The 26,737-nt window shown below is 46.1% G+C and carries 23 protein-coding genes and 1 pseudogene; 10 read left to right on the top strand and 14 right to left on the bottom strand.

The window, feature by feature from the left end:
• Positions 1-14: 14 nt before the first annotated feature.
• Positions 15-4,133 carry a M66 family metalloprotease gene (locus R7R24_RS12450; RefSeq protein ID WP_206946933.1) on the top strand — a complete coding sequence of 1,373 codons (4,119 nt, stop codon included), beginning with the start codon at positions 15-17 and terminating at the stop codon, positions 4,131-4,133.
• 70 nt (positions 4,134-4,203) lie between these two features.
• Here the strand turns inward: R7R24_RS12450 and R7R24_RS12445 are convergent, their stop codons facing one another.
• From R7R24_RS12445 to R7R24_RS12430, 4 genes are all read right to left on the bottom strand, one after another.
• On the bottom strand, positions 4,204-4,386 hold the full coding sequence (locus R7R24_RS12445; protein ID WP_042523437.1) for a hypothetical protein: 183 nt from the start codon (positions 4,384-4,386) through the stop codon (positions 4,204-4,206).
• 164 nt (positions 4,387-4,550) lie between these two features.
• A complete protein-coding gene (locus R7R24_RS12440; RefSeq protein WP_191115954.1) occupies positions 4,551-5,237 on the bottom strand; it encodes a helix-turn-helix transcriptional regulator in 687 nt (228 codons plus the stop codon).
• A 47-nt stretch (positions 5,238-5,284) separates the two neighbouring features.
• Positions 5,285-5,599 carry a hypothetical protein gene (locus tag R7R24_RS12435; RefSeq protein ID WP_147690787.1) on the bottom strand — a complete coding sequence of 105 codons (315 nt, stop codon included), beginning with the start codon at positions 5,597-5,599 and terminating at the stop codon, positions 5,285-5,287.
• Positions 5,600-5,714: 115 nt separating this feature from the next.
• On the bottom strand, positions 5,715-6,638 hold the full coding sequence (locus R7R24_RS12430) for a LysR family transcriptional regulator (protein ID WP_053307145.1): 924 nt from the start codon (positions 6,636-6,638) through the stop codon (positions 5,715-5,717).
• A 138-nt stretch (positions 6,639-6,776) separates the two neighbouring features.
• Between R7R24_RS12430 and yjjG the strand changes: the two genes are divergently transcribed.
• On the top strand, positions 6,777-7,451 hold the full coding sequence (yjjG, locus tag R7R24_RS12425) for a pyrimidine 5'-nucleotidase (RefSeq protein ID WP_005374109.1): 675 nt from the start codon (positions 6,777-6,779) through the stop codon (positions 7,449-7,451).
• 51 nt (positions 7,452-7,502) lie between these two features.
• Positions 7,503-8,042, top strand: coding sequence for an NUDIX hydrolase (locus tag R7R24_RS12420; protein ID WP_318119500.1), 540 nt, complete (start codon positions 7,503-7,505; stop codon positions 8,040-8,042).
• A 79-nt stretch (positions 8,043-8,121) separates the two neighbouring features.
• Here R7R24_RS12420 and R7R24_RS12415 read toward each other — a convergent pair whose 3' ends face one another.
• The 4 genes and pseudogenes from R7R24_RS12415 to R7R24_RS12400 form a co-directional block, all read right to left on the bottom strand.
• Positions 8,122-8,556, bottom strand: coding sequence for a hypothetical protein (locus tag R7R24_RS12415; protein ID WP_191115953.1), 435 nt, complete (start codon positions 8,554-8,556; stop codon positions 8,122-8,124).
• A gap of 20 nt (positions 8,557-8,576) precedes the next feature.
• Positions 8,577-9,127: pseudogene (locus R7R24_RS12410) on the bottom strand (YtfJ family protein).
• A 79-nt stretch (positions 9,128-9,206) separates the two neighbouring features.
• Positions 9,207-9,926, bottom strand: coding sequence for a carbonic anhydrase (locus tag R7R24_RS12405; RefSeq protein ID WP_025768040.1), 720 nt, complete (start codon positions 9,924-9,926; stop codon positions 9,207-9,209).
• A 78-nt stretch (positions 9,927-10,004) separates the two neighbouring features.
• Positions 10,005-11,348 (bottom strand): OmpP1/FadL family transporter, encoded by a 1,344-nt coding sequence (locus R7R24_RS12400; protein ID WP_005497916.1) that lies wholly within the window; start codon positions 11,346-11,348, stop codon positions 10,005-10,007.
• A 770-nt stretch (positions 11,349-12,118) separates the two neighbouring features.
• Between R7R24_RS12400 and R7R24_RS12395 the strand changes: the two genes are divergently transcribed.
• The 3 genes from R7R24_RS12395 to R7R24_RS12385 are packed head-to-tail and all read left to right on the top strand — an operon-like array spanning position 12,119 to position 16,651.
• The gene (locus R7R24_RS12395) at positions 12,119-13,294 is read left to right on the top strand and encodes an efflux RND transporter periplasmic adaptor subunit (RefSeq protein ID WP_170893066.1); all 1,176 of its coding nucleotides are present in this window, start codon (positions 12,119-12,121) and stop codon (positions 13,292-13,294) included.
• 1 nt (position 13,295) lies between these two features.
• Positions 13,296-15,260 (top strand): MacB family efflux pump subunit, encoded by a 1,965-nt coding sequence (locus tag R7R24_RS12390; RefSeq protein WP_170893067.1) that lies wholly within the window; start codon positions 13,296-13,298, stop codon positions 15,258-15,260.
• A gap of 14 nt (positions 15,261-15,274) precedes the next feature.
• Entirely contained in the window at positions 15,275-16,651 is a 1,377-nt protein-coding gene (locus R7R24_RS12385; RefSeq protein ID WP_170893068.1) for an efflux transporter outer membrane subunit, read from the top strand.
• 96 nt (positions 16,652-16,747) lie between these two features.
• Here R7R24_RS12385 and R7R24_RS12380 read toward each other — a convergent pair whose 3' ends face one another.
• Positions 16,748-17,290 (bottom strand): carboxymuconolactone decarboxylase family protein, encoded by a 543-nt coding sequence (locus tag R7R24_RS12380; RefSeq protein ID WP_005374097.1) that lies wholly within the window; start codon positions 17,288-17,290, stop codon positions 16,748-16,750.
• Positions 17,291-17,401: 111 nt separating this feature from the next.
• Here R7R24_RS12380 and R7R24_RS12375 point away from each other — a divergent pair, with 111 nt between their 5' ends.
• Positions 17,402-18,001, top strand: a complete 600-nt coding sequence (locus tag R7R24_RS12375) for a TetR/AcrR family transcriptional regulator (protein WP_005374096.1) — start codon at positions 17,402-17,404, stop codon at positions 17,999-18,001.
• A 155-nt stretch (positions 18,002-18,156) separates the two neighbouring features.
• Here R7R24_RS12375 and R7R24_RS12370 read toward each other — a convergent pair whose 3' ends face one another.
• Positions 18,157-19,413, bottom strand: coding sequence for a type 2 secretion system lipase (locus R7R24_RS12370; RefSeq protein ID WP_017819748.1), 1,257 nt, complete (start codon positions 19,411-19,413; stop codon positions 18,157-18,159).
• A 466-nt stretch (positions 19,414-19,879) separates the two neighbouring features.
• Between R7R24_RS12370 and R7R24_RS12365 the strand changes: the two genes are divergently transcribed.
• Complete coding sequence (locus tag R7R24_RS12365; protein WP_025768035.1) at positions 19,880-21,910, top strand: S8 family serine peptidase; 2,031 nt, start codon at positions 19,880-19,882, stop codon at positions 21,908-21,910.
• 9 nt (positions 21,911-21,919) lie between these two features.
• Entirely contained in the window at positions 21,920-22,282 is a 363-nt protein-coding gene (locus R7R24_RS12360; RefSeq protein WP_038895857.1) for an ATPase, read from the top strand.
• A gap of 192 nt (positions 22,283-22,474) precedes the next feature.
• Here the strand turns inward: R7R24_RS12360 and R7R24_RS12355 are convergent, their stop codons facing one another.
• Genes R7R24_RS12355 through R7R24_RS12345 form a run of 3 tightly spaced genes read right to left on the bottom strand, consistent with a single transcriptional unit; the run spans position 22,475 to position 24,531 of the window.
• Positions 22,475-23,731: a PTS ascorbate transporter subunit IIC gene (locus R7R24_RS12355; RefSeq protein ID WP_005384349.1), complete on the bottom strand. Its 1,257-nt coding sequence runs from the start codon at positions 23,729-23,731 to the stop codon at positions 22,475-22,477.
• A 9-nt stretch (positions 23,732-23,740) separates the two neighbouring features.
• Positions 23,741-24,028 (bottom strand): PTS sugar transporter subunit IIB, encoded by a 288-nt coding sequence (locus R7R24_RS12350; RefSeq protein WP_005374080.1) that lies wholly within the window; start codon positions 24,026-24,028, stop codon positions 23,741-23,743.
• Between the two features lie 59 nt (positions 24,029-24,087).
• Complete coding sequence (locus R7R24_RS12345) at positions 24,088-24,531, bottom strand: PTS sugar transporter subunit IIA (protein WP_005384357.1); 444 nt, start codon at positions 24,529-24,531, stop codon at positions 24,088-24,090.
• A 248-nt stretch (positions 24,532-24,779) separates the two neighbouring features.
• Here R7R24_RS12345 and R7R24_RS12340 point away from each other — a divergent pair, with 248 nt between their 5' ends.
• Positions 24,780-25,808, top strand: a complete 1,029-nt coding sequence (locus R7R24_RS12340; RefSeq protein ID WP_191115951.1) for a LacI family DNA-binding transcriptional regulator — start codon at positions 24,780-24,782, stop codon at positions 25,806-25,808.
• Between the two features lie 86 nt (positions 25,809-25,894).
• On the opposite strand, the gene phnX is transcribed toward R7R24_RS12340, so the two are convergent.
• Positions 25,895-26,710, bottom strand: coding sequence for a phosphonoacetaldehyde hydrolase (gene phnX, locus R7R24_RS12335; RefSeq protein WP_054579224.1), 816 nt, complete (start codon positions 26,708-26,710; stop codon positions 25,895-25,897).
• Between the last annotated feature and the right edge of the window lie 27 nt (positions 26,711-26,737).

Genomic DNA, 26,737 nt, shown 5'->3' with positions numbered 1-26,737 from the left:
AGGATATCCAAATAATGTTTAAAAAATTGACTCTGGTGTCAGCAATAACGGCCGCACTTGCAGGCTGTGGCGCAGATGATCAGGCGTATGACTATGTCGAAAGAGATGCAAAAGAAGTCGCAGTAAAAGATCTTAAAGACGGTCGTTGGTTTTACGTTCCGACGACTGGTGCCGCGCCACGCTTTGCTCTGAACCAATTCCCATTCTTGCAAGGTTCACCTCGTTACGTTGAGCTTTGTTTTACCAAAGAAGGTCTGGAAGTTCGCAGTTACGATAAAAACTACCCAGACGCGCATCTAAGCAAAGATGCTAATAACTACTGCGGTGAAGAGAAATTTGTCGCAGACGACGACGGCGTTAACTTCGCGCAAGTGCTGACGATTCCGGGTGACTTTGCGGCGTATCGCTGTCAAGAAGACGCGCATGGTGATTGCACCAACAAAGAAGAAACCAACGAAGACGCAAGCCTAAACTACAAGAAGAAAACCCACTTCACTCCTCGTCCTGAAGATCTCGAAATTGCAGAATTCAATATGGAAGATCTGTATGGCATTACTGAGGGCATTGATGAAATTGGCGCACCACGATTGATCTCGTGGGACTTTGACCCTAAAAACGGTCTTCTCAATTTCGAACTAGAGCGCACGTTCCGTATCGATTTAGATAATATTTCCGACTACATCAACTTTGCAACGAAAGCGAGCTTGGATGAAGCGCTTGTGGATGGCGCGTTTAAATCTCGGTTCTACTATTCGTTAGTGCACGAAAGTGAAGTGGCAACCGAAGGTTACCAACCGATCTTGTACCCAGTGGGTGATGAGAACGACATTGGTTTCTTCACCACGTCGACGAAAAAGCTTAACCCAGTCACGAATAAATACGACCGTGATGTGGTTTACCTCAATCGTTTCAACCCAGATCAAGGCTCTATCAAATACTACTTGAGCGATAACTTTTTTGAAGAGAAGAACAAGTTGTTCTTGGATGCAACGCTGCAATCGATCGAAAAGATGAACCAAGCTCTGAATGTATTTGGGGCGGATGCAGGCAAGCCTGAAATCGAGATTGTGAACAAAACCAAAGCGGCTGGTATTCACCCAGGTGATCTGCGTTACAACGTGATTAACCTGATTGACGAGCCTTTAGCGAATGGTCTGCTTGGCTATGGCCCGTCGGTTTCTAACCCGATGACGGGGGAAATCATCAAAGGCCACGTGAACCAATACGCAGGTGTTGCAAGAACGGGTGTGCCTTTCTATTGGGATAACTTGGCACGTTTCTATAATCGTAATCAACTGGACTTAGATGGCTTAGAACCATTGCCAACCAGCAGCGAATCTGTGAAAACAGAAGTCGCGGATAGAATTGAAGCGCTTTCTACAATGGCGGCGATGGCGAGCCTGAAATCGGATGAAAACATTCATGCGCCGCTCGTTTCAAAAGAAGACATCGTTTCTGGAAAAGCAGCGACGAAGAGCCCAACTCAGCTAATGAAAAACTTCAATGATGACATGGAGTTTGAAAAGGTGGTTGAAGCTGAAGAGAACCGTTTGTCTTTCTGGGCAGAGAACAACGTCTATCCAATCGAAGCGTCGTGGGTTTCTTCAACCAACAAGGCCATGTTGGACAACTTGAAGTTGGATGACGAGCGTTACTTTGAGATCAAACTCGATGACGCCGGTCACGAAGTATCGCGTCAGCTTAAGCGTTGGAAATACCTGCCAAAAGAGTTGCAAGTGAAAGCAGCAGATGCGATTACGGTTGCGACTTACAGCAATACGCTTGTTCACGAGCTTGGTCATAACATGGGTCTGCGCCATAACTTTAAAGGCTCAAATGACAAAGCGAACTACTACACGCTCGAGCAAGCGCATCAACTTGGTTTGAACAACATTCCTGCTTACAGTTCGACAATGGACTACGCACCAAGCATGTTGGATGAAACGCCAACTTGGGGTCTGTACGATATTGCGGCGTTTAAGTTTGGTTACGGTCGTAAAGTCGAGACGATTCAAGGTTCTTCAGGTTCAGCTCCTGCGCCTATTGCGAAACCGGCAGACAGTGCGAGCGATGAAGACAAAGCGGCATACGCTCGTTACCTCGCTGATCAGCAAGCCTACCAACAAAGCTTTGCATACAAGTTTGGCAACAATCCAGACAACACATCGCTGATGGTGTGTTCTGAAGTGAAGGCACTAACGGGGAACGAGAAAGGCAAATCACTCTACAACTGTGACTTCAGCCGATTCGATACCGCCGCGTTGTCTGATGATCCAGAACTGAATGCGAAAACTCGTTATGGCGCACTTTACTACCTAGATAAAGTGAATGAAATTGAGCGTAAGTCTTACGATTTCTGTACCGATGGGAACGTTTCTCTAAACAGCGACTGTAACCGTTTTGACGAAGGTACAAACCTAGAAGAAATTGTTTCTTACGAGTGGCAGAACTATCTCGATAGCTATGATCGACGCAACTTGGAGTTATATGGGACGACGGGATTATTCTCGTCCGATTATCCTGGTTACTTAGTGCGTCGTTATATGGAAATGAGCGCTATCCGTGACAAGATGGAAGATCTTGAGCGCATCGATAACCTGTACACCAATCTGGGTTACACTTCGTCAACGGATAAGCCGGGTGATTTCTTATTGCGCATTGCTTCAAACCCTCAATACTGTAGCGAAGGCAAAGCCGATAACTCATGGTTCTGTGATTACGCGAATGGGGCGAAAAAATCCGCGGCGTTCTTCCTTGATATCTTGCGCACACCAGAGCATCAATGTGTGATAGAAAATGCGGCAGGCAACCAAAAAGTGATTTCTTTTGGTCAACTGTTAGACAACAACTCACACCAAATTCCGGCTGATTACGATCTTTCAACAGCCAGCTGTTTTGATGATTTGGCAGCACGCTTTATCGAAGATTCAGATGAGGGCTATATAGCTGTTGCGGAAACTGCGAATGGACGCTTCCTAAACTCAATTGGTAGCTTTGACCCGGATTACCCTTGGTCAAATGCGGTGTCTGTGTTGGGTAACTGGCCAGACAAAGCGCTTGCGAGCCACTTCTTAGCACGTCGATTCTCGAACCGTTTTACCGATGAGGTGAGCTTTGCATCGCTGCTTGATATCCCTGGGGTGCAAGCTGAATACGAAGACATCATGGGCAACGTCGTGGCAAATGATGCGTTAAATACGCCAGTTAAATTGGTGGGTAAAGACGGTAAGGAATACACCAATCTAAAAGGTGTTACCGTGAACCTACACATCACTGAGCAAATGGAGTCCCTACCACCAATGCCTCGTGGTATTGCAAGATTCCTTGATATTGGTGCAGAAGGCCGCGGACGTGTTGGCGATGTCATCTTGAGAATGGGTGTGCGCCAAATGAAGTCTTACGACTACACAGTGAAGACTCGTGGTCAATCTCAGTTTGATACGTTTACGAAGCAACAAGACCGCTACGGTATTATCGCGGGTGACAAGGTTGAGTTTGTTATCGACGGCGAGAAGTTTGTGGCAACAAAAGCAAACAAGCTGGCTTACGACTACGCAAATCAACTGGTGACGTCCAAAGGTTACGATCTAAAAACTTACCTAGATAGCTATGAGCCTGCAACACTAAACAAGGTCGCAGAGAGCATCGATAGTGCTTGGGGGCCATTCCGAACAGCGATTGTCCCAGCGTTCCACGATCCTGTATTGCTGCTGGATGCGCCAATGGTCAACGCAATGAAGCGAACCATTGATGCGGATATTGCGGCAGGTGTGCTGTCGTTTAGCCAGTCTTTCATCAACTTTACGACAGCGAATGTGACTTCGGGTGATTTGGTCATCGATGCAACTTCAGGCACATTGAGCTATAAAGGTGGTAAAGCGCACGATGAGCTGAAAGCGTTCGAAGCTTACACAGATGCGATGCTTTTGATTTACAACGATCACGCCGAAGACATGATGTTCGCGGTCGACAATGTGTACGCAGGGTACATGGCGTCTTCAGATGCTGACAAAGAACTTTGGCTGAAAGATCTCAATATGATTCAAGCGTATTTGCGTGGTGATATCGGCGCTGTGGCTGGTGATTACTACAAGATGCTTGATCGCCTACCAACTGCAGTGAGTTTCCAGTAAATAACTCTTAATTCACTCATACAAAGGCCTGCAGCAATGCAGGCCTTTTTCGTCATAGGATTGATGGAATTTAGGAGTGAAAGATGATCTGTCTGTCTTCTGTCATCACAAGTGTCGCTTTGCTTTGTTCGATAAGTTGGGCAGCATAAGAAGGGGTAACGGCCTGCATATCACCTTTAGATCGAAGAGTTAAAGACTCCCACGCTTGATCTCGATATTTCCCTGCTTGGGTGTATTGAATCAGTACTTTCATAGCTTCACGCTCCGGTGTGGTTGACGTGCTACTTAAGTTAACGATCTTAGGTTGGTTGCGCATCTGTTAAAAATGAAACATTAGTTTAACCAAATGTGCCTTTCCAAATATCGAGCATTGAGCAGAGCAATTTAGAATCCTTTTGATGGAAGGATGAAGAACACTCAATCTTTCGATTCATACTGCGCAATATAATGTTTGAGAGATTTGGTTTCCACACTCTCAAACTCTTCATCGTGCATACGAAGTGCTTGGATACGGTCGAGGCGGAACTGGCGGTAGTCATCGCGCAATTCGCACCAGGCGACCAGCGTCCAGACTTTGCCCCAAAAGAACTGGCCTAACGGTTGGATTTTTCTCTCGGTCACCTGTCCGCTTTCATCTTGGTAATCCAAACTGACCTTAAACTGATGATCAATCGCGTGGCGCAGAAGCTGCCCTCGTTTGGCAGTCTCGGATTGGGTGTGATAATCGGGCACAATCAGCGGACAATCTTCCACTTGTTGTTTGAGCTTATCGGGCAATACCGAAAGTATTTTGGTGGACGCAGAGTGAGACGCTTCGGCGAGTTCAACATCCGACCAGGCTCGAACCATCCGCATACCCAGTTCAAGCGCCATCATCTCTTTTTCTGAGAACATCAAAGGCGGCAGATGAGAGCCAGCTTGCAACAGGTAGCCGACACCTGCTTCACCTTGAATCGGAACACCAGAACTGAGCAACGACTGAATATCGCGATAAATCGTACGTTCGCTAACTTCCATTCTTTCTGCGAGCTCTTTCGCTGTCACGGCGTAACGCTTTGCGCGCAGAAGCGTCAGTAGCTCAAACAGTCGTTCTGATTTGCTCATGATGTTCCTTATCTAGACCTACTGGTTGTTAGTGGTAGTGTGGCTGATTACTTCTCTAGCTCACTGCACATTTTTAAGTTGTGATGTTTAAGCTCGAAGCTTTCGCAGTCAATCATTGATAACAGAGGCTGAAATTCAGCGGCTTGCTTAATCTGTTTTCCCGCCTGTTTTGCATCGTCCATTGAACGCCAGTAAATGATGTCTGTCCACACATCGTCCGTCGCTTCGTGACTGAGTGAGCGATACAAAAAGCCCGGCAGATTCTTCACAAACGTTTGTGACTGTTTGGCAGCGGCGATCACGTCTTGCTCTGTTGTGCCTGTGGTTAGACGAAATTGCACAGTTTCGATAACGGTTTCCATATTGTGATTCCTTATTGGTTTTGGCGGATTGCCTGTTGAGTTCCAAATAAGGTTACGCGGATGGAATGTCAGAACATGTCAGTAGTGAAATCTCACTCACTTATCATCAATATGGTTATTTTTCTGGGCTGTTGTAACGATCCCAGTAAGGTAAATCTGTGCCGAGTTTTTCGCTGATAAAATCGATAAAGGCTCTTACTTTCAACGGCATGTGCTTGCGCTCAGGGAACACCGCATAAATGGCGTGTTCTGGTAGAGAATACTCTTCCATCACCGGTTTTAGATTTCCTGCGGCAAAGTCTCTTCCTGCAATAAACGTTGGCAGTTGCGCAATGCCCGAACCTCTTAACAGCAACTGGCGAATGGCTTCGCTGTTATTGACGATAAAGTTTCCTTTTGGAAGTACCTTGTATTCGCTGCCGTTGTTGATGAACATCCATTCGACGCCGCCACGGAAATAGGAGTAGCGCAGGCAGTTGTGACCGACTAAATCACTTGGTTTTTGTGGTGTTCCAAACTCCGCTAAGTAATCTGGTGAGGCACAAAGCACACTTTTACAAGGGGCGAGACGTTTTGCAATTAGATTGGAAGAGGTGAGTTCGCCAATACGGATCCCCAAATCAAAACCGTCTTTAACCAAATCGACCATTTTGTCTTCGAGGTTTAAATCCACTTCAATTTTCGGGTAACGAGCGAGAAACTCGCTGATCAAAGGCGCGATATGCAGCACACCGAAAGACATCGGCACGGTAATTTTGAGCCGACCTTGTGGAGAGCCTTGCAGCTCCGATACCGCGTCCACGCCTTGTTGGGCTAGGTTGAGCGCTTGAGAGGCGTACTCAAAATAGCGTTCTCCCGCTTCGGTCAGGCTCAGCTTACGCGTGGTTCGGTTAAGGAGACGAATGCCCAAATCGTCTTCTAGTTGGTTGATGCGTTTGCTGATCGCCGATTTCGTCAGATTCAGCTGTTTGGCCGCAAGGGAAAAGCTGCCGCATTCGACAACAGCAACAAAAACGGGCAGGGAGGCAATCGCGTTCACATCAATCTCCTATTATCGTGAAGCATTTATTGTTGAGCACAAGGATACAATTAATTTCCAATTATAGAGATTATCTTCAAGAAGAAAACAATCTAGACTATGCACCAGTATTACGACCTTGATTTTGGGAAGAAGAAAATGAAGTACGATTGGATCCTGTTTGACGCTGACGAAACCTTATTCCACTTTGATGCTTTCAAAGGTTTGCAGCTTATGTTTTCTCGCAAAGGCGTAGATTTTACTGAACAAGATTTTGCTCATTACCAAACCGTAAACAAACCGCTTTGGGTGGATTACCAAGACGGCAAAGTAACGGCAGATGAGCTAAAACATAAGCGTTTTACCGAGTGGGCTGAGAAGCTGAATACCACAACAGCAGATCTCAACAGCGCATTTTTAGAAGCAATGGCCGATATTTGCAGCTTGTTGCCAGGTGCAAAAGAGCTGATGGAAGCGCTGCAAGGCAAAGCCAAAATGGGCATCATCACCAACGGTTTTACAGAGTTGCAAGCAATTCGCCTTGAGCGCACAGGGATGACTGAGTACTTCGATAAAGTGGTGATCTCTGAACAAGTGGGCGTAGCAAAACCGGACTTAGGTATTTTTGAATACGCGATGCAGCAAATGGGCAACCCATGCAAAACGCGCGTACTGATGGTGGGTGACAACCTGCATTCCGATATTCTGGGTGGTAATAATTTTGGTATTGAAACTTGCTGGTTAAATACCACAGGCGCAAGCGTCGATGAGCGTATCGCACCAAATTACACCGTTGAGTCTTTGAGTGAACTAAAGAACATTTTGGTGGCGTAACCGAATCGGGTATTATTCCGCAGTAACCCTCAGAAAAATCAAGGAATAATCATGTCAGATATCAAACAGCTAGACAGCAAAGTCGTTTACCAGAACAAGTGGATGACGGTGCGTGAGGACAAAATTTTACGTCCGAGCGGCGCAGAGAGCATCTATGGTGTGGTCGACAAACCTGATTGTGCTGCGATTCTGGCTATCGATAACGGGATGATTCACTTGGTTCAGCAGTACCGTTACACCGTAGGTCAACGTTGTTGGGAGATCCCACAAGGGGCGTGGGAATCAAACCCAGATGCGGATCATCTTGAGCTTGCCAAAGGCGAGCTGCGTGAAGAAACGGGCATGCAGGCGAGCGCCATGGCGTATGTCGGCGCGCAGTTTATCGCATACGGCTTTTTGAATCAGACATGTCACGTCTACTTCGCCAGTGATTTAACGGACGTGGGCAATCAACTCGACAGTGAAGAAGAGGATTTGATCACTCGCGCTTTTTCTGTTGAGGAGTTCGAACAGATGATGATCGACGGTACGATCAAAGATTGTGTCACCATCGCTGCTTATGGTTTGGCGAAGCTGAAGAAATTCATTTAGTTATCCATGACGATTTTTTAATGAAAACAGTGGCCTAGTGCCGCTGTTTTTAGTTTGGGTGAGCTCGTTGAGCCATCGCTTACTCGTCGATTTTCTTACCTAAGATTTCCACTTGCGCTTTTTTAGTCACCCCCGCGACTTGCAGCGCAGTGCTGCCAACCGATTCATAGTTCAACTCGATTTTGTCTAACTTCGCGTTATCTTTTGTTGGTAGGCTTAAGCTTCTTGATGACATGCCTTTAGTCAGAACACCTAAACTGTCGAACGTCTTTTCCTGACCATCTTTCATGATTACTTTAACGCTTTTCAGATCGACCGTACCTTGCGTACATTTGATTTTGATGTGGCTAAAACGAGCGTTAGCAAATGGTGACAGTGGATTGACTGTGTCGGTTTCCGATTTAAAACTGACGGTTTTATCTGCAATCTTGTCCCAATCGTTGTCTCCAGCAATCGATTGGAAAGAGGCTAAAGCCGCTAAAAGACAGAGCGCGATGGTGTTGAACAGTTTCATAACTTTTCCTTACCTTAGGTTTAGATATTCTGTTTAATCAGTTCGATGACGTGTGTGACTTCGTCTTGAGTTAAAGCCCCTTCTTTCACGAATAAAATTTCACCTTGTTTATTTTGTACGATAATCGCAGAACTTTCTTGCTGCAGATCCCAAGTTGTTGCTAATACGCCATTTTGTCTAACACCATGGAAGACCAAGAGAATGTCTTTTTGCTGTCCTCTGCCGACGATTTAACAAATGTACCGGTTCCCCAAATGGCGTCTTCTTGGTTGATCACGGTTGTGGTCTGATACTGATCTTCAGGAAAGTGAGCGGCAGTGATTGCTGACATCAGCGGCGCGTTCATCTCTTTGGCTTTACTACGACCTGCAATGGCTTGTATCACATGGACTTTGCCTAACATCTGCTGAGTTTCCCAAGGTTGATAAGCCACATCGTCTCCTTGCAGCGTCATTTCGCCATAGGTATCAATGCTGACGGAAGGGGTGGTTTGACCGACAGAAAGGTTATGAGAGAAGGCGAATGTCGGGGCGAGTGCGAGTAAGAGTGACAGAACAGATGGAGTTTTCATTGGGGGGGCCTGTAACGAAGTGAGGTTAGAGCGAATCAAAATAAGGGGCAAATACGATGCCCCTTATCGGATGTGGCGATTAGTTAGAAAGTACAACGCGCGCATTTAGCGGTTGTAGCGGACGATTGTTTTGTCCCATGACTTCCATCAGTTTCGCGGCTTGATCTTTGGATAAGGTTTGAGTGTCTTTAAGCACAAACCAGCGCACACCTTCTGAACATGGCGGTGTGGTTAAAGAGCCGTTAAATCGATAGTGGTTTGCAGTTTTTGGCAGTAAGTCGTTAATCTCAAACGTATCTTTAAAGAACGTGGTTTGATTCTCTTGTGGGATTGCGTTGATCAGTTTAGACAGTGCTGCGTTTTGATCGCCAGCATCAAACATCACCGAAATTACCGCCAACTCGCCGTCTGCGTTGGCGTGCACAAAGTGCGCTTCAAGTGGATATTGGCGGCCTTTGATTTGGTTTTCTGAAGGTGTGTGGAAATGGAACTGTTGCAGCTCGAACGTCTCGCCATCGATGGTGAAGCTGTTACGTCCGTTCACTTGCGCTTGCAGCGTATGACCATTGTTGGTTAAACCAATGACCTGACCAGTGTACGAAAGGTTCAGTGCTTCCAGTTTTGCATCGGCTGGGTTGTCGATGTTGATTGGGCTTTGGTTTTTCGTGGTTGCGCAGTCTTTGGCGATTTCTCCCCAGTGCTCTGGCCCGTGTTTGTCATTGCCATAGCCCCATTCTGAAGCCTGAGCCGCGCCTAGAGTGAGAAGTGAGAGTGAAAAAGCAAGTAGTGTTTTGTTCATAATAATGTCTCTGTTCGGTCGCCTTGATAAGCGTTGTTACAAGGCAATGACCTAGAGGTTTGATCACTGCCTGACAAATTAGAAACGGTGGCTGAGTTGGGCACCAATTAGGAACGCATTTGAATGGGTCACGCCCGTCACCATCGGTGCAGGAACACCTTCATACGCGTACTCTTCTACGTTGACATCTTCACCAATCAAGTACGTCATGCCGATGTCAACCGTGGTATCTGATGACCATTGGTAAGAGGCGCCCGCAGATAACCAGTGACGGTTCGAATCTGGGATAGAAAGCGAAGTCAGCTCATCGACAGGTGTTTTGTCGAACATGTAACCCGTGCGTAGTGTCCAACGTTCATTGGCGTACCAAGTCGCACCGATGGAGTAGTGCGCGGAGTCTTGCCACTGAAAATCTTTTAGCAACTGATCATCAGCTTTCAAGCTGTCAAATGCTGACCAACCAATCCACTGCACAGAATAGTGCAGGGCAAATTTAGGTAAGACGCGGTGATAACCGGAAAACTCCGCAATATCCGGTAGCGGCATAGCAAGTGAGTCGTACGATTCGCCAGCAAAGTGGATGTCGCCCTTGGCATCTATGTTAGGGCTGTGCTTGTAGCTTAAACCTAAGCGATGACGTTCGTTAAACTCGTACATCATGCCAATGTTCGCGCCAAGCCCAATGCCGCCAGCTTCCACATCAAGTGCGTTGCCTTTTACGGATCCACAGCGTTGTTCTAGTTCGTTTCCAAGTATGTTCCCACCAACGCAAACACCCACGTCCATATCGCGGTACAGCTCACCAGAGCCGTAAATCACATCAATACCACCACCGATACTAAAACGATCGTTCACCTTGTATGCCAAGCTTGCGCCAAGGTTGACACTCGCGACGCTGGTGACACCGCCAAAAACAGGTGCGCCATAGTTTGGTTTAAACTCCATGTCGGTTCCGAAGTTGGAGTATGCCGATAAGCCTAGATACCAGTCGTCGTTGATAGGGTGAATAAAGTAAAAATTGGGTACAACGGCTGGTTGACCAACGCCATCGACGTCATCAATGTCGGTCACGGTTTGAGAGAAGGACGGGGTAATGTCAACTTGAGGGGACGGAGGAAAACCACCCATACCAACATTGACATCCGCATTAATGTTAGCTCGATGATATTGCGCATTTTTAACGGTAACGTCAGGTTTGACGTAAGTGACACCGAACGATAAGGCATTTTGTTTAAACAGCGTCATCGCTGCGGCGTTGCGGCTGACTACAGACGCATTATCACCAATAACAGCATCACCAGCAAAAGCACGACCAAGACCCGTCGCCGAATGTTCGTTAATTTGAAAACCACCGGCATACGCCGTCGATGAGGCTAAACCGATTAATAAATAAATCGGTGAAAGAGTTAATTGTCGCTGCATGTTTTTCTCATGAATTAATTAGAGGTTGTATTGCAACGAAAAGAAGTAAAATAAACAAATCTGACCAGTACATTTAGGGGTAAAACTAACAGTATGTTGACAATAAATAGATTTAAATTAATAAATATTTATTGATGAATTTATTAATGGTTCATGTCGTGAATATTGTGATTATTTTAAGTGTAAATTAAACTCTGAGCCTCTGTTTTTATTTTTGCGGTATTACTTCTCTATTTTTATTGTGCTGACTGTTCCCTAACAAATAGAGGCAAATCCAGCGATAAAGTGTCCGTGATGGAAACTCTGAGTCATTTGTATTTCCATTGCATCCCAACGTTGGTAGTTCGAATCAGCAAGAGAACTATCGTTTTAAACCCACATGACACACTCCTCTCGGTCTTACCTGTGTTATGTGGGTATTTTTTATTTAACTTGCCACTTAACTCTTCTTTAAATTCAATCATCAAAATGACCATAATGAAATCTAAATGGATGGCATATTGAATAAGTTTAGATTTTACTGGTTTGTTGGTATTTAAAAGTTTTGTTTATAATAATTATAACTTGAATTTCTATATTAAAAATGATCTTTGTTATATTTATTGGATGATAAAGTTTTGAAGTAGCTATAATATCTCGGATTTTCCACATTAGTGATGTTATTCCTACAGTATCTTGACGTTAATTTACCTATCTTTACGTCTCGTACCCTGTACGGCTAAGACAAATAGCAGTATAAAATCAAAACGATTATTTACTTCACTCCTGCTATGAAACTCAATAAAAAATGGCTCGTTTTGTGTGGCCTACTTGCTATTGGTGCTGGTGGTTATCATTATCTGCAACGTCCAGAACCCATTTCTCCTTACGCGACAGAAGTCGTTCGCAAAGGCAATATCGAAAAGGCGGTATTAGCTAACGGCATGTTGCAAGCGTCCAAATTGGTGAATGTAGGTGCGCAAGTATCTGGGCAAATTCAACGCCTCGCTGTGAACTTAGGGGATGAGATAAAACAGGGGGACTTGATTGCACAGATTGACAGCCTGACTCAGCAAAACAGCCTCAAAGAAGCCCAAGCGTCTCTTAATAGTCTCAACGCTCAGTACCAGGCTAAGCAAGCGCAGATTAAACAAGCAAACTATGAATACGTGCGCCAAAAAGGCATGTTGGCAGCGAAAGCGAGCTCACGAGCTGATTACGAGAATGCCGAAGCGACGCTCGCCATCTACAAAGCCGAGTTAGCGCAACTGGATGCCGAAATCGAGAAAGCCAAAATCAACGTCGACAATGCGCAGTTAGATCTCGGTTACACCACCATCAACGCACCGATGGATGGCACGGTGGTCTACACCGCGGTGGAAGAAGGACAAACCGTAAACGCCAATCAAACCACGCCAACTATTATCGAGTTAGCCAAGCTAGATACGATGACGGTGAAAGCCGAAATTTCGGAAGCCGATGTGATTTTTGTTCACCCAGGCCAAATGGCGCTGTTCACCATTTTAGGCAAACCGAATCAGCAGTTTAAAGGCACACTGCGCGCCATTGAGCCGGGGCCAACCATCATGGATGGCGATGACAGCGATTTGAGCATTTCAGATAGCGACGCCATTTACTACAACGCTGTATTTGATGTGAAGAACCCGCAAGGTATTTTGCGCATCGGCATGACTGCGCAAGTTTCGATTGTCCTTGAGCAATCGGAAAATACCTTGATTGTCCCTTCACAAGTGCTGCAAAAATCTGGCGGCAAAGGCAACTATACCGTGCCAGTGCTTGAACAGGGCCAAGTGGTGCAAAAGCCCGTGACAGCGGGTATTAACAACAAAGTGAACGCAGAAATTCTCTCAGGTTTGAAGGAGGGCGACCAAGTTGTTCTTGGCAATGCTATGGATGGAGAATCATCAAGCCGAGGTGATCGTCGTCGACCTCCAATGAGGTTCTAAGATGAGTGACGTGCTTTTAAAAGTTGAGGATTTAACTCGACGATTTGTCTCTGGCGACGAATCGCTTACTGTGTTGAACCACATTAATTTAGAGATAAAACGCGGTGAAATGGTCGCGATCGTGGGAGCATCAGGTTCAGGTAAATCGACGCTGATGAATGTGCTCGGCTGCTTGGATAAACCGTCCAGCGGTCGATACTTCATTAATGGGCAAGATGTCTCGACGTTGGAATCTGATCAACTGGCGGAACTGCGCCGCGAGTATTTTGGCTTTATATTCCAGCGTTACCATCTGCTGGGGGATTTAACCGCGGTGGCAAACGTGGAAGTACCGGCGGTTTACGCGGGAGTTCCTCATCGTCAAAGAACGGATCGAGCGCAGTCACTATTGGCTCGCTTGGGGCTGGAAGATCGTTTGACCCACAAGCCCAGCCAACTGAGTGGTGGCCAGCAACAGCGCGTGAGTGTTGCTCGTGCACTGATGAACGGTGGTGAGGTGATTCTCGCTGATGAGCCCACTGGCGCATTAGACAGTCACAGTGGGCAAGAGATGATGGCACTGCTTAAAGAGTTGCATCAACTTGGGCATACTATCATCTTAGTGACTCATGATATGAACGTGGCGAACTTTGCGGATCGCATCATTGAAATCAAAGATGGTGAAATCATTGCAGATACGCCAAATGCACAAGTTGTAATCAATGAGCAAGCAGCAAAGACACCGAGCGCATCTTTTCATCGCCCAGCGCAAGCCGCCAGTAAGTGGTGGAAGTGGGACAGTTTTATTGACGCGCTAAAAATGGCGCTGCTGGCGATGTCTAGCCACAGAATGCGCACGTTTTTGACCATGCTCGGCATCATTATTGGTATAGCCTCGGTGGTTTCCGTGGTGGCACTAGGTAATGGTTCACAACAGCAAATTTTGTCGAATATTTCATCCATGGGAACAAACACCATTGATGTCAGGCCGGGCAAAGGGTTTGGTGACCGCCGCTCCGGACGAGTGAAAACGCTAACCGCCGACGATGCTAAATCGTTGGAGAGTCTACCTTTTGTCGACAGTGTCACGCCGTCTTTATCCAACAGCTTAACCGTGCGTTACGCCAATCAGGATGCAACCGCGTCTGTGGAAGGGGTTGGGGAAGATTATTTCCGTGTGCGCGGTTATGAGATTGCCAAAGGTCAGTTTTGGGATGAAGAGAGCGTGAACTCACTCGCCCAAGAAGCAGTGATTGATGACAACACCAGAAAGGAAATGTTTGCGGATAGAAATCCGATTGGTGAAGTGATTTTTCTTGGTTCATTGCCAGTGCGTATTGTGGGTGTCACGCAGAAAAAAGAAGACGCGTTTGGTAACAGCGACGCGCTGAAAATTTGGGTGCCATACACCACTATGTCGGGACGCATGATGGGACAACGCAACCTCAACGGCATTACTGTACGGATTGATGAGAACGCCCCAAGTGCGGCGGTAGAGCAGAGCATCATCAACTTGTTAAAAATGCGCCACGGTACAGAAGATTTCTTCACGATTAACACTGACACCATTCGTCAGAGCATCGAGAAAACCACCGCAACCATGACGTTACTGATCTCAGCGATTGCGGTGATCTCCCTAATTGTCGGCGGAATTGGCGTAATGAACATTATGTTGGTGTCGGTGACAGAGCGCACGAAAGAGATCGGTGTGCGAATGGCAGTGGGGGCGCGGCAAGCGGATATTTTGCGTCAGTTTTTGATTGAAGCGGTACTGGTGTGTTTATGTGGTGGCATTGCTGGTATTGGCTTGGCGTTTTTGATTGGTTTTGCATTCAGTACATCTGGCAGCAGCTTCCAAATGATTTACTCAATGAACTCGATCATCTGGGCGTTTATTTGCTCAACGTTGATTGGCATCGCTTTCGGCTTTTTACCCGCTCGCAATGCCGCCAAACTCGATCCGATAGAAGCGCTAGCGAGAGACTAAAAATGAGTAACACAATGAAATTCAAAACTCGATTGGTCGCGGCTGCCTTAATTGCAGTGTGGTTGTCAGGTTGTGGTTCGCTTATGCGTAGCGACTATCAAGCTCCTGAGGTGCAAGTGCCTGCAAATTGGCAACAGATGCATGTTGCGGGTGATGTCAGTATGGATCCTTGGTGGTTGGCGTTTAACGACCCAACGCTTAATCAATACATTACTCAGGTGTTGGCTCAAAACAACGATTTGACGCTGGCAACGCTAACGCTAAAGAAAGCGCGTTTACAGCTGGGTTTAGCGCAAGATGACCTTTTCCCTACGTTGAGTTCTTCCACATCAGGACAAGTTCAAAAATCTCTTGATAGCGGGGAATCGGCAGATAGCTACAGCACTAACTTATCCGTCAATTACGAGTTGGATTTGTGGGGAAAAATCTCGGCAGACGTTGACCAAGCCAAGTGGACGGCTATGGCAAGTCAACAAGATCGCGAGGCGACCGCACAAAGTTTGGTCGCAACGACGGCATCGTTATATTGGCAAATCGGTTATTTGAAACAGCGCTTAAACCTCAGTCAACGTAATGTGGCAGACGCAGCTCAAACGCTGCAATTGATTGAAAAACAGTACCAACTTGGCGCTGTGGATCAGTTAGATGTGCTTGAAGCAAAACGTACGTTGGCAAGCTTACAAGCGCAGCAAAGTGAGTTTGAACAGAGTTTACTTGAGGCAAACAACGCCTTTGCGATTTTGTTCAATCAACCGCCGAAGAGCATCAGTGCAAACATCCAAATGCTGCCTGAAGGCGATATGCCATCGTTGAGTGTTGGTGCTCCGTCTGATTTATTGATCCGCAGACCCGACATTAAAGCCGCGATTTATGACGTCAAAGCCGCGCTAGCAAATAAAGACGCAGCAGATTTGGACTACTTGCCTAAGCTGACGCTCACTGGGGCTTTGGGTGGATCGTCACAAGCGCTCAAAGACCTGCTTTCCAACCCGATCGGCAGTTTAGGTGCAGATATGACGTTGCCGTTTTTGCAGTGGAATGAGATGAAAAATAGCCAAGCCATTGCCGATTTAGACTATCAATCGGCTATTGTGAGTTATCGCCAAGTGTTGTACGCCGCATTCCAAGATGTCGAAAATGCCTTGTCGGCACGCGAGAAATTGAAGTATCAGGCGGCGCGTTTACAAGAACAATATGATGCCGCAAGTGCCGCTGAGTCCATTTATGCTGCGCGGTATCAGTATGGTTCGACGTCGATCATGGACTATTTGAATGCACAAGAAGACACCAGAAACGCGCAAGCTTCTTTGTTGGAGAACCGCTACAACCAGTTTCTCACTCAGGTTACGCTTTACCAGTCTTTAGGGGGAACCGACGTCGCGCCGTTGTAATTAGGGGTCAGCTCACACTAGCGAAGCGCCATGCAACAAAGCCTTTTTTGAAGGTATTACTGGTCCCATGAATGGGACCAGTAATAAAAGCTTAAGTTACTTGGCGAACTTCTTGAAAGGTGCATCAACCGGGGTGTCAGCTAGGTGATTGGTGTAGTTACTCATCACTTTTTGCGCTAGACCAAGAACAATTTCAAGCAGTTGCTGCTGTCCGTAACCTGCCGCAAAGAATTTCTCTATCTGAGACTCTTCCACTACACCACGTTGACGCACCATTTGAAGCGTTGTCTCTCGTAGTGTTTCAAGTTTTTCGTCTGCCAATGGTGTTTGGTTGACGAGAGCATCAACAATCTCCTGATCCACTTTCATTGACGCCGCGATCGCACTATGAGCAGGAACGCAGTAGTGACAACCATGTTCAACGTTGATGGTTTGCCATACGACGGTCAATTCTTCTGCGTTAAATGATGTTTGTTGAAATAGCTCATGCACAACTTGATAACCCTCAAGCAAGGTTGGCGCTTCAGCCATAACAGCATGAAGATTTGGTAGCATGCCAAACGCTTTGACTGAATTTTCAATCAGGTGCTTTGATCCTTCGGGTGCGTTTTCTGCGGTATACAGTTTAAATTCTGCCATGTTTAAATCTCCTGTAATTGGATATGAGCGGATTAGGCAAGAACAGGATAGTTGATTTTGAGCGGTCGCTCAATATAAAATTGAGCATATGTTCAAAATTGATAATTGCTCATGGCGAATACAAAGAAATTCCAACGTGATGAAGTGGTGAAAGCCGCCTCGGATCTATTCTGGAAGAAAGGTTTTCATGCAACATCTACACGTGATTTACAAGATAGCGTTAATCTGCGTCCTGGAAGTATTTATGCGACGTTTGGGTCAAAAGAGGGGCTATATTGTGAAGCGCTAAAAATGTACGTTGCGAACTTACAAGCCCTGTTTGAGTTGCATTTAGCTCAGAACACAACGGTTCTAGATGCAATAGAAGCTTTCGCGATTGATGTGGTTATCAATCAGCGAGACTCCAATCCCAGTGAAGTGTGCATGTTAGTCAAATCAGCAAGTGAATTTGCTGAGGATTTTAATGCGCTGCGCAATCAAACAAACAGCTTAGCAAACCAATTTGAATCTTTTCTTGCAAAGCTGTTTGAGCGAGCAATCGAGAATGGCGAAATTGAAGCCCAGGATACATTGCTTCTTGCTCAGTTGTTCCAGGTTCAGTTTACGGGTATACGAGCCTACTCATACCGCAGTGATGATGTAACCTTAAAGACGTTGATCTCTATTATGGTGGACAGCTTCCGCGGTAACGTACCAAAAACAGAAAGCTGAATGAGGCAGCTCAAAGTCAACGTCCCTAAATCAACGGCTTGAACTAAGCGAGCTCAAATAAAACCGTTATCGGGGTTCGATATCGATAAAAAATGACCACGATGCTTCGTGGTCATTTTTATGCAAATTAACTTGCAATGAACAACAACGGCTTATTAAAAGCGAAACTCTTCTAAGTTATTGCTGCTTTCTAACATTTTTTCAGCCACATAACGATGCGTTGCTGTGGTTGGGTGAGTCACATCCCAGAACACGAACTTATCTGCGCCAGATGCTGCACATTCAGAACGTAATGAGTGAGTGTACATGTAGTCAACAGAGGATGAACGGTTGATGTCTAAGCAAGGGTCGCTTGCATTTACGAAACCGTGTTCTTCTGGTGCCGAGGTTAACTTCTCAAACAGTGCGTGTGTATCAAACAATGCGATGTTGTAGCCTTGGGCTTTGTAGTACATCGCTTGTGCTTTGATGAACTCGTTCATCTTCAATACTTTCGCACGAATCGTTTCAATTTCTTCCTGTGTTGAGTATTTGAACTGTGGTGCTTTGGTTGCATCAGGCAGTGTCATCAACATAAAGTTCTTCGCGCCAGCGTCTGTTAAACGAATCAGAGCTTCAGCGTAATCCGCTTTTACTTCCGGCACGCTACGGTTGTAGTTCATGAAATCATTTAAACCAAACTCTAACGTAAACAATGTGTTAGCAGGGTTGTAGTTCTTCGCCAGCTTTGTGTAGGTTAAGTAAGAAGAAACTTGTTCGCCGACACCAGTTAGCGCGATGTATTGGTTTTCACCTGCTGCGCCACCAACTGCCCAGTTGTATAGCGGTAAGTTTTTGGCTTTAGCAACGTATTCCGTCCAAACAAAACCGTTTGAGAAGTGACCCAAGAACCAGCTATTCGGGTTAGGGAAGCGCCATTGGGACGCGTTAAAGATGTTGCCTGTATCAGACAAGCTATCGCCCAAAGCCACTACCTTGTTGATTTGATCTGGTTGCATTGCAGCATCATTGCTCCAGATCGTGTGGTTATAAGAATAACGATTGTCAGCAGCAAAAAATGTAATGTCTGCGTTCTCGTTCGCTAGATCTAGTGTTTCTTCACAACGCTGGCGAATTACGTTTTGTGAGGTATTGGTGTAGAACATGTTTTTAAATGAGACAGAGCTCCACCAATAACCATCGATAGTGAAGTCACTACCATCTTGGTTTTTTGCCCATTTCCAATCGGTAGCCGCATCGTCCTTAGAGTGGCTCGTACGATACCAGCATCGAACGTACGTATAAGTTTGATTTTCTTGCGCGCTAACCACTTCAGCCGCAGAAACCATTGCTGGTGATAAAGTTGGCTCCTCTGCAATGGCGGAGGCAAGCGGAAGTAATGCAGTTAATAGTGTGATTGTTTTTTTCATCATTCACTCTTCTTGTAATGGTTATTGTTCCGAATGCGTGAATACGCTCGGCTATAACAGTATTTAGATGAGAATTTTTCTCACTAAACCTTCTAATTCTGAGTAAATGCTCAAGACAGTCAACAACTAAATATTCAATATTTCAGTTTTGGCACCACGGTCAAAAAATCCATTCAGCATAGCAATCGATTAAATGGGTGATATTTAGAATAATTACTCACTAACATTAATTTAACATTCACTTTTTGTTAATTAAGTAATTGCTTTATAAGGTTTTGTTGGTGATTTTTAATGTTAACTTAAAGTGTTTATTGAATGATCTTTTGTACAAATTTGTATATTCATGAAACAAATTGTTTGGCATTTTTGCTCTGTAAACTATAGCTGAAGCTCTCATGCAAACATCATGATGATGACTTTTCATGAGAATATAGTGAATAAAAATTAGCTCAAATAAGGAATAGGGCAAATGCACTACACAACAAGTAAAAAACAAGGCTTATTTTCGTTGTCTGCCGTAGCAATAGCACTGACCACTTCGATGTCAGCGTTTGCGGCTCCACCAATGGGATTTGATGAATCTAAGTTACCGACGAAGTACATCGTCAAATTCAAAGAAGATGCAGTCAGCCGTTCTTCAATGGGTGGTAACTCATTCTGGGGGCCACGAATCGCGCAGGAGTCTGTTCTAGAACAGGTGAAGGCACGTAAGGTGGAAAAACTAGGCAATCGCGCCATTTACAGCGTTGAATTGGATGGCGATGACTTAGAGCCGCTTCGCAATCGTAGTGATGTGGAATACGTGGAAGTCGATCCACCTCGCTATTTGCTCAGCGAAACGACCCCATGGGGATATGAAGCGGTTAATGCTCAACTGCTAGCTGACTTCAATGCGGGTAATCGCACTGTATGTATTATCGATTCAGGGTACGACATTTCGCACAACGACCTAAGCGGTAACCGCGTTGCTGGTACTAACGATAGTGGTACGGGATCATGGAGTGATCCGGGTAACAACAATGCCCACGGTACTCACGTCGCGGGTACGATTGCTGCGATTGCCAACACCGAAGGTGTAAAGGGTGTGATGCCAAACCAGAATGTTAATTTGCACATCGTGAAAGTATTTAACGAATCGGGTTGGGGTTACTCATCTGGGCTTGTTAAAGCAATCCAGACCTGTGCCGATAATGGTGCTAACGTTGTGAACATGAGCCTTGGTGGTAGTCAATCAAGCCGAACTGAGCAAAATGCACTGCAAAATATTTACGATCAAGGCGTTCTATTGATCGCCGCTGCGGGTAATGATGGCAATACAGCGCACAGCTATCCAGCTTCTTATGACTCAGTGATGTCTGTTGCGGCTGTTGATAATCAAAATGATCATGCGGCGTTTTCACAATCTACTAATCAAGTTGAGATCTCAGGCCCGGGTGTGGCGATCTTATCAACGGTTACGGTAGGTGAAGGTAAACTTTCTGATATTACCTTGAATGGTGTAAGTCAGTTTGATCGTGGGATTGTTCCTCACAATCGTTTGATCAATAACGGTTCTTCGTATGTTCCGGATCCAATCGCGGGTTCAGTAACGGCAACGCTAGATAGCTGTGATGTATCTGGCGGTAACTTTAACTGTGGTGATATGTCGGGCAAAATTTGTTTGACTGAGCGCATTGGCAACCAGTCTTCAGGAAACTACCCTGAAGTGGATGCGGTTCAGGCTTGTTACAATGCGGGTGCGCGAGCTGCAATCGTATACAGCAACTCTGAACTACCTGGTTTACAAAACCCATTCTTGGTAGACACAAACAACGCTTATCGTATGGTTTCGGTAACGGTTGATCGTGCATTTGGTCAAGAGCTGTTGGGGTATGTTGGTCAGGAAATTACTGTTGCAACAACCTCTGGTGAAGATTACGAGTACTACAATGGTACATCAATGGCGACACCGCACGTAACGGGCGTAGCTGGCTTGGTGTGGAGTTACCACCCAACCTGTACCGCAGCGCAAGTACGTAATGCCCTAGTGAAAACTGCAACAGATATTGATGTTGCTGGTCGAGACAACCGTACGGGCCACGGCCTAGTTAATGCTGAAGCGGCGAAGCTGTTCTTGGACGCTGGCTGTAATGGACCTGATGGTGGTAGCTCTTCGGACTCTAGCTTCTCAAATACCAGCCCTGTTGCGATTCCAGATAATAAATCTTCTGGCGCAATCAGTGCAGTAGAAGTCGATCGCTCTGGTGATTCAGGCACAGTAAGTATTGACGTTGATATTAGCCACACTTACATCGGTGATCTACGAGTGACTTTAACGTCACCGACTGGTGGAGAAGTTGTACTTCACAATAATACTGGCGGCAGCGCTAACGATATAAAAAACACGTTCCAAGCGGATTTTTCTGGTTTTGAATCGCAAGGTACATGGGAACTAAAAGCGGTGGACAGTGCCAGAAGAGACACAGGCACCATCAACAGTTGGACTCTGACCTTTCAATAAGGAGTGACTATGAAGAAGTTGACCTTACTTTCTTTGTCTGCGGTAGGCGCTACCGCACTATTGGCAATCGGACTGAGCTCAAGCAGCTTGGCAAACAATCAAGGATTTCCTCTCGTGGATGAACGCCAAGATCAAGCCGAGCAGCAACCTGCACGTTACTTTGTTAAGTATCATGAAGGGAAAGAGAGCGAAGTGAGAGCGCTTCTTCGTCAGCACAACATTGAAGTGGTCGACGCTCTGGTGAAACAACACGTGTTGGTTGTGGTGGGTGAACAGGCGGAAGTCGATAAGCTCGCGGATCACGATGCGGTCGAATACACCGAGCAAGAGCCGACAAGAAAGCTGCTATCTAACGGAAGTACGTTTCAATAAACCAAACCTCCTCAAGATAGTGCCAAAAAGAAAAACGCCCCTCACGTGAGGGGCGTTTGTTTTCTTTCTACGATTGCTTTCTTCTAAAGTTCGTCGTTTGCTATGACTAGAGATTCTTGAGGATTGATGCCGATGAGCCTATTCGCGCATCAATCAAGTCAGTTATCAGCTAGTCATATTCAGACTAACTACTTAGCGAACAATCAGACCCAGTAGGATACCAACAGCGCCGAAGTCTGCGTCACTAAAGGTTGTGTTAGCAAAACCTAGGTCACCCAGTACCGGCATTAGGAATACTGGTAGGAAGGTAATCAGTAGACCTTGTGCAAAAGCACCCAAGATTGCACCGCGACGACCACCTGTAGCGTTACCAAATACACCTGCAGCAGCACCCACGAAGAAGTGTGGAACAACACCAGGGATAATCACAGTAAGACCCATCACGTAAAGTAGGAACATACCCAAAAGACCCGCCGCAAAGCTCGATAGGAAGCCAACCAATACCGCATTTGGTGCGTATGGGAATACAACCGGACAATCAAGCGCAGGTTTCGCGTTTGGTACTAGTTTGTCTGAGATGCCTTTAAACGCCGGAACGATTTCTGCGATAACCATACGTACACCTTGAAGGATAACGTACACACCACCGGCGAATGTGATGGATTGCATCAGTGCGAACATGAACCAGTGCTTACCACCGCTAACTTCGCGTACAAAATCACCGCCAGCAAAGATACACGTCACCATAAAGATGATGCCCATGGTGAACGAGATTGCCACTGGCGTATCACGTAGGAACAACAAGCTCTTAGGTACGTTCATCTCTTCAGTAGAGTGTTCTTTGTTACCGAACTTGCTGCCAATAAAGCCCGCTAGTACGTAAGAAAGGGTAGAGAAGTGACCAATCGCAACGTCGTCAGAGCCTGTTACTTGCTTCATGTACTTGTGAGCAATCGCAGGGAAGAACACCATCACAGAGCCCACAACCAGAGAGCCAAGCGCGATCAGTGGAACACCTTTCATGCCGCTAGAAGCAAGGATCGCCGCTACCATCATCGACATAAATAGCGTGTGGTGACCTGTTAGGAAGATGAATTTCCATGGCGTGAAGCGAGCGATCAAGATGTTCACTAACATACCGAAGAACATGATCATCGCCATCTCTTTACCAAACGCTTCTTGCGCGATAGAGACGATAGCTTCGTTGTTTGGAACCACGCCTGTGATGCCGAACGCGTGTTGGAAAATTGTCGCAAAGTCACCCAGTGAAGTCACAACCAAACCTGCACCCGCGCCAAGCACGATGAAACCAAGAATGGTTTTTACCGTGCCTTTAATGCACTCGGTGACCGGTTTTTTCTGGGCAATTAAGCCGATTAGGGCGATGAGACCTACCAGAACCGCTGGCTCTGATAGGACATCGTTCATTAAGAAACTGAAAAATTCCATAACGCCACCTTATAGAGCGCCAAGCTCTTGAAGTGCTACAGATAGACGCTCTTTCATTGCCACTTTGTCGACCATGTTATCAAGCGCAACGATGCGAGGTTCAACGCCAAGTGCGTTCAACTGTTCAACGATGTCGTTAGTACCGATAAAGATGTCACAATCCGTACCTTTTGCAGAACCTAGATCGATATGATCCACTTCTGCGTTTACATTCAATTCTTTCACGATGCCTTTGATGCTCATTTCCATCATTAGGCTAGTACCAAGACCGTGACCGCAAACAACCATAATTTTCATAATTCAGACCTTTTCTTTTTATAGGGGTGTATGCCCATTTTTTAAGGGCACATCAGGAGTTAGTATTTTTCGATGATCGCGAGAACATCTTGTGTGTTTTGAGCGGTGCAGATGGCTTCTACATGCTCTTCATTCATAAACAACTCAGCCAGTTTAGAAATCGCATCCACGTGCGAGTTACTGTCTGTCGCGGCTAGCGTAACCAGCATTTTCACTGGGTCGTTACCTTCAGAATCGAAGTTCACGCCGTTTTGAATCACCGTGATTGCAAGAGACAAACGGTTAACGCCATCTTCAGGGCGAGCGTGTGGCATTGCCATACCAGGACCTACCACGTAGTAAGGACCGAGCTCTTCGTGTGAGCGGTAAATAGCGTCCACGTAGCTTGGCTCAATCGCGCCATTTTCAATCAGTGCTTCACAGGATTTACTCACCGCATCTTTCCAGTCAGTAGCATCAGAATGGATGCGAATCACATCAGAGGTAATCAGTTCACGTAGCATTGGATCTTTCCGGTTTGTTGTTTTGTTGATAGGTACTTTATCGATCAATTTGTCAGAAAAACCTGAGAATGATCACAAATGGTAGCGCTATCTGATAGCGCTATCATAAATTGTGATAGCGCTACCATTTTTATCAGTCATCCGAGTTTCATATGCTTGTGATCGACTTCTAATGCGCTAATATCAAAACCACTAAAACGCTGTGGTAAGATGTCGCGGCAGAAAATAGAGAACACTAAATAAGAACAATGAGCGAACCTCGCAAACGAAGAAGTACTGGCAATGTCACCTTGGCGGACGTCGCTAAAAAAGCCGGCGTAGGCACCATGACGGTGTCGAGAGCATTACGAACGCCCGAGCTGGTATCTGACAAGCTGAGAGAAAAGATTCAACAAGTGGTTGATGAGCTCGGCTATATCCCGAATAAAGCGGCAGGGGCTTTGGCGTCTGCTGAAAGTTACTCCATCGCTCTTATCATTCCTTCCCTGTTTGAAAAAGCGTGCGCGCTTTTCTTACCGAGCTTTCAACAAGCGTTGAACAAGGTGGGTTATCAGTTGCTGCTTGGTTACAGCGACTACTCGGTAGAACAAGAAGAAAAACTGCTTTCGACATTTCTTGAGAGCCGCCCAGCCGGAGTGGTGTTGTTTGGAAATGAACACAGCCAACGTACTAATCAACTTTTGGAAGCCTCGAACACACCAGTATTGGAAATTGCTGAGTTAAGTTCGAAAGCCAGTTACCTCAATATCGGCGTTGACCATTTTGAGGTGGGTAAAGCCTGTACCAAGCATGTGATTGAACAAGGCTTCAAGAACGTGGGCTTCATTGGTGCGCGTGGCGATCACTCCACTTTGCAACGTAAGCTACACGGCTGGCAAAGCGCGATGATTGAGAACTATCTTACGCCGGATCATTTCTTAACCACGCACGAAGCACCATCTTCACAATTGGGTGCGGAAGGGTTGGCAAAGCTATTGCTGCGCGATTCAAGTTTGAATGCTTTGGTATGTAGCCATGAAGAGATTGCGATTGGCGCGTTGTTTGAGTGTCACCGCCGAGTGCTGAAAGTCCCGACCGACATTGCGATTATCTGTTTGGAAGGTTCTTCCATGGGTGAGCACGCCTATCCAAGTTTGACCTGTGCGGAATTCGACTACGAACGCATGGGGACGAAAGCTGCAGACAAGTTACTGCAAGCCATTAAAGGTGAGCCTGTAGAGCATGCAACGGATATGGGCTTTAAGCTAAAACGCCGAGCGAGTACTGCGATCAACTAACCTCATTTGGTTAGAAACTAATACGTGATACAAAAAACCTCTCGATGTTGAGAGGTTTTTTTATGCGTGAGAATAGTGACTGTCGGCTAAGGACGCTCACCTGCTGCTAGGCGACGTTCGATATCTGCAACCACTTCTGGGAAGTCAGCAATGGTGTCAATTAGGTAATGCGGCGAGCTCTTGAGCAATTTTGCACGTGCTTTTTCACGAGCAGCATTAAGTGTTGCTCCGTCCGCAGCTTGGTATTCTTCAAACGTTAGACCTGCTTCGTTACCAGAAAGCAGCAAGCCAACGGTCCACATACCGGCGTTGTGACCTTCGTCGATACCCGGTGCGGCGTCATCCACTTTGATACACGCATTAACGTCGGTAACATTCAGCTCAATCACGTTTTTCAGTGCCATAAATGGTGCAGGGCGACCACCTTGCGGTAGGTCATCCGTTGCTACTACGTAATCTGGCTTGTAACCGTAATCCGCTGCAACAGGAATCAGTACATCCATCACTTCGCGAGGGTAACCAGAACAAGAACCGATCTTGATGCCTTTGTCTTTCAGACTGTTCACAACTTCAATCGCATTTAAGATAGGCTCTGCATGGTCAGCCACTTTTGCTTTTTGCAGAGGCATAAATGCTGCGTAGATAGCGTCGATGTCTTCGCTGGTCATTGAGCGACCAAACTTCTCATTCCAACGCTTATCAACCGCAGGGATGCGACCCACTGCTTGGATGTGCTCCCACTTACCAAGACCCATTGGTTCGCGCGCTTCTTCAAGGTCGATTTCAAAATTAAAGCCTTGTTTGAATGCTTCCACAAAGATGCTGGTTGGCGCAAAAGAGCCGAAATCGACGATAGTGCCAGCCCAGTCAAAGATCACTGCTTGAATTGGTGAGTTGCTCATGTTCAATCCTTTTTCTTGCTTGCCAGA

The organism is Vibrio sp. 704 (assembly GCF_033339295.1).
The sequence above is the reverse complement of the archived record's forward strand: the minus strand, read 5'-3'. Positions and strand labels throughout refer to the sequence as shown.

What these genes read in the sequence shown, in the direction of transcription:
- R7R24_RS12450 (WP_206946933.1), top strand. Translation starts at nt 15, where the DNA reads ATGTTTAAAAAATTGACTCTGGTGTCAGCAATAACGGCCGCACTTGCA.
- R7R24_RS12445 (WP_042523437.1), bottom strand. Translation starts at nt 4,386, where the DNA reads ATGAAAGTACTGATTCAATACACCCAAGCAGGGAAATATCGAGATCAA.
- R7R24_RS12440 (WP_191115954.1), bottom strand. Translation starts at nt 5,237, where the DNA reads ATGAGCAAATCAGAACGACTGTTTGAGCTACTGACGCTTCTGCGCGCA.
- R7R24_RS12435 (WP_147690787.1), bottom strand. Translation starts at nt 5,599, where the DNA reads ATGGAAACCGTTATCGAAACTGTGCAATTTCGTCTAACCACAGGCACA.
- yjjG (WP_005374109.1), top strand. Translation starts at nt 6,777, where the DNA reads ATGAAGTACGATTGGATCCTGTTTGACGCTGACGAAACCTTATTCCAC.
- R7R24_RS12420 (WP_318119500.1), top strand. Translation starts at nt 7,503, where the DNA reads ATGTCAGATATCAAACAGCTAGACAGCAAAGTCGTTTACCAGAACAAG.
- R7R24_RS12415 (WP_191115953.1), bottom strand. Translation starts at nt 8,556, where the DNA reads ATGAAACTGTTCAACACCATCGCGCTCTGTCTTTTAGCGGCTTTAGCC.
- R7R24_RS12405 (WP_025768040.1), bottom strand. Translation starts at nt 9,926, where the DNA reads ATGAACAAAACACTACTTGCTTTTTCACTCTCACTTCTCACTCTAGGC.
- R7R24_RS12400 (WP_005497916.1), bottom strand. Translation starts at nt 11,348, where the DNA reads ATGCAGCGACAATTAACTCTTTCACCGATTTATTTATTAATCGGTTTA.
- R7R24_RS12395 (WP_170893066.1), top strand. Translation starts at nt 12,119, where the DNA reads ATGAAACTCAATAAAAAATGGCTCGTTTTGTGTGGCCTACTTGCTATT.
- R7R24_RS12390 (WP_170893067.1), top strand. Translation starts at nt 13,296, where the DNA reads ATGAGTGACGTGCTTTTAAAAGTTGAGGATTTAACTCGACGATTTGTC.
- R7R24_RS12385 (WP_170893068.1), top strand. Translation starts at nt 15,275, where the DNA reads ATGAAATTCAAAACTCGATTGGTCGCGGCTGCCTTAATTGCAGTGTGG.
- R7R24_RS12380 (WP_005374097.1), bottom strand. Translation starts at nt 17,290, where the DNA reads ATGGCAGAATTTAAACTGTATACCGCAGAAAACGCACCCGAAGGATCA.
- R7R24_RS12375 (WP_005374096.1), top strand. Translation starts at nt 17,402, where the DNA reads ATGGCGAATACAAAGAAATTCCAACGTGATGAAGTGGTGAAAGCCGCC.
- R7R24_RS12370 (WP_017819748.1), bottom strand. Translation starts at nt 19,413, where the DNA reads ATGATGAAAAAAACAATCACACTATTAACTGCATTACTTCCGCTTGCC.
- R7R24_RS12365 (WP_025768035.1), top strand. Translation starts at nt 19,880, where the DNA reads ATGCACTACACAACAAGTAAAAAACAAGGCTTATTTTCGTTGTCTGCC.
- R7R24_RS12360 (WP_038895857.1), top strand. Translation starts at nt 21,920, where the DNA reads ATGAAGAAGTTGACCTTACTTTCTTTGTCTGCGGTAGGCGCTACCGCA.
- R7R24_RS12355 (WP_005384349.1), bottom strand. Translation starts at nt 23,731, where the DNA reads ATGGAATTTTTCAGTTTCTTAATGAACGATGTCCTATCAGAGCCAGCG.
- R7R24_RS12350 (WP_005374080.1), bottom strand. Translation starts at nt 24,028, where the DNA reads ATGAAAATTATGGTTGTTTGCGGTCACGGTCTTGGTACTAGCCTAATG.
- R7R24_RS12345 (WP_005384357.1), bottom strand. Translation starts at nt 24,531, where the DNA reads ATGCTACGTGAACTGATTACCTCTGATGTGATTCGCATCCATTCTGAT.
- R7R24_RS12340 (WP_191115951.1), top strand. Translation starts at nt 24,780, where the DNA reads ATGAGCGAACCTCGCAAACGAAGAAGTACTGGCAATGTCACCTTGGCG.
- phnX (WP_054579224.1), bottom strand. Translation starts at nt 26,710, where the DNA reads ATGAGCAACTCACCAATTCAAGCAGTGATCTTTGACTGGGCTGGCACT.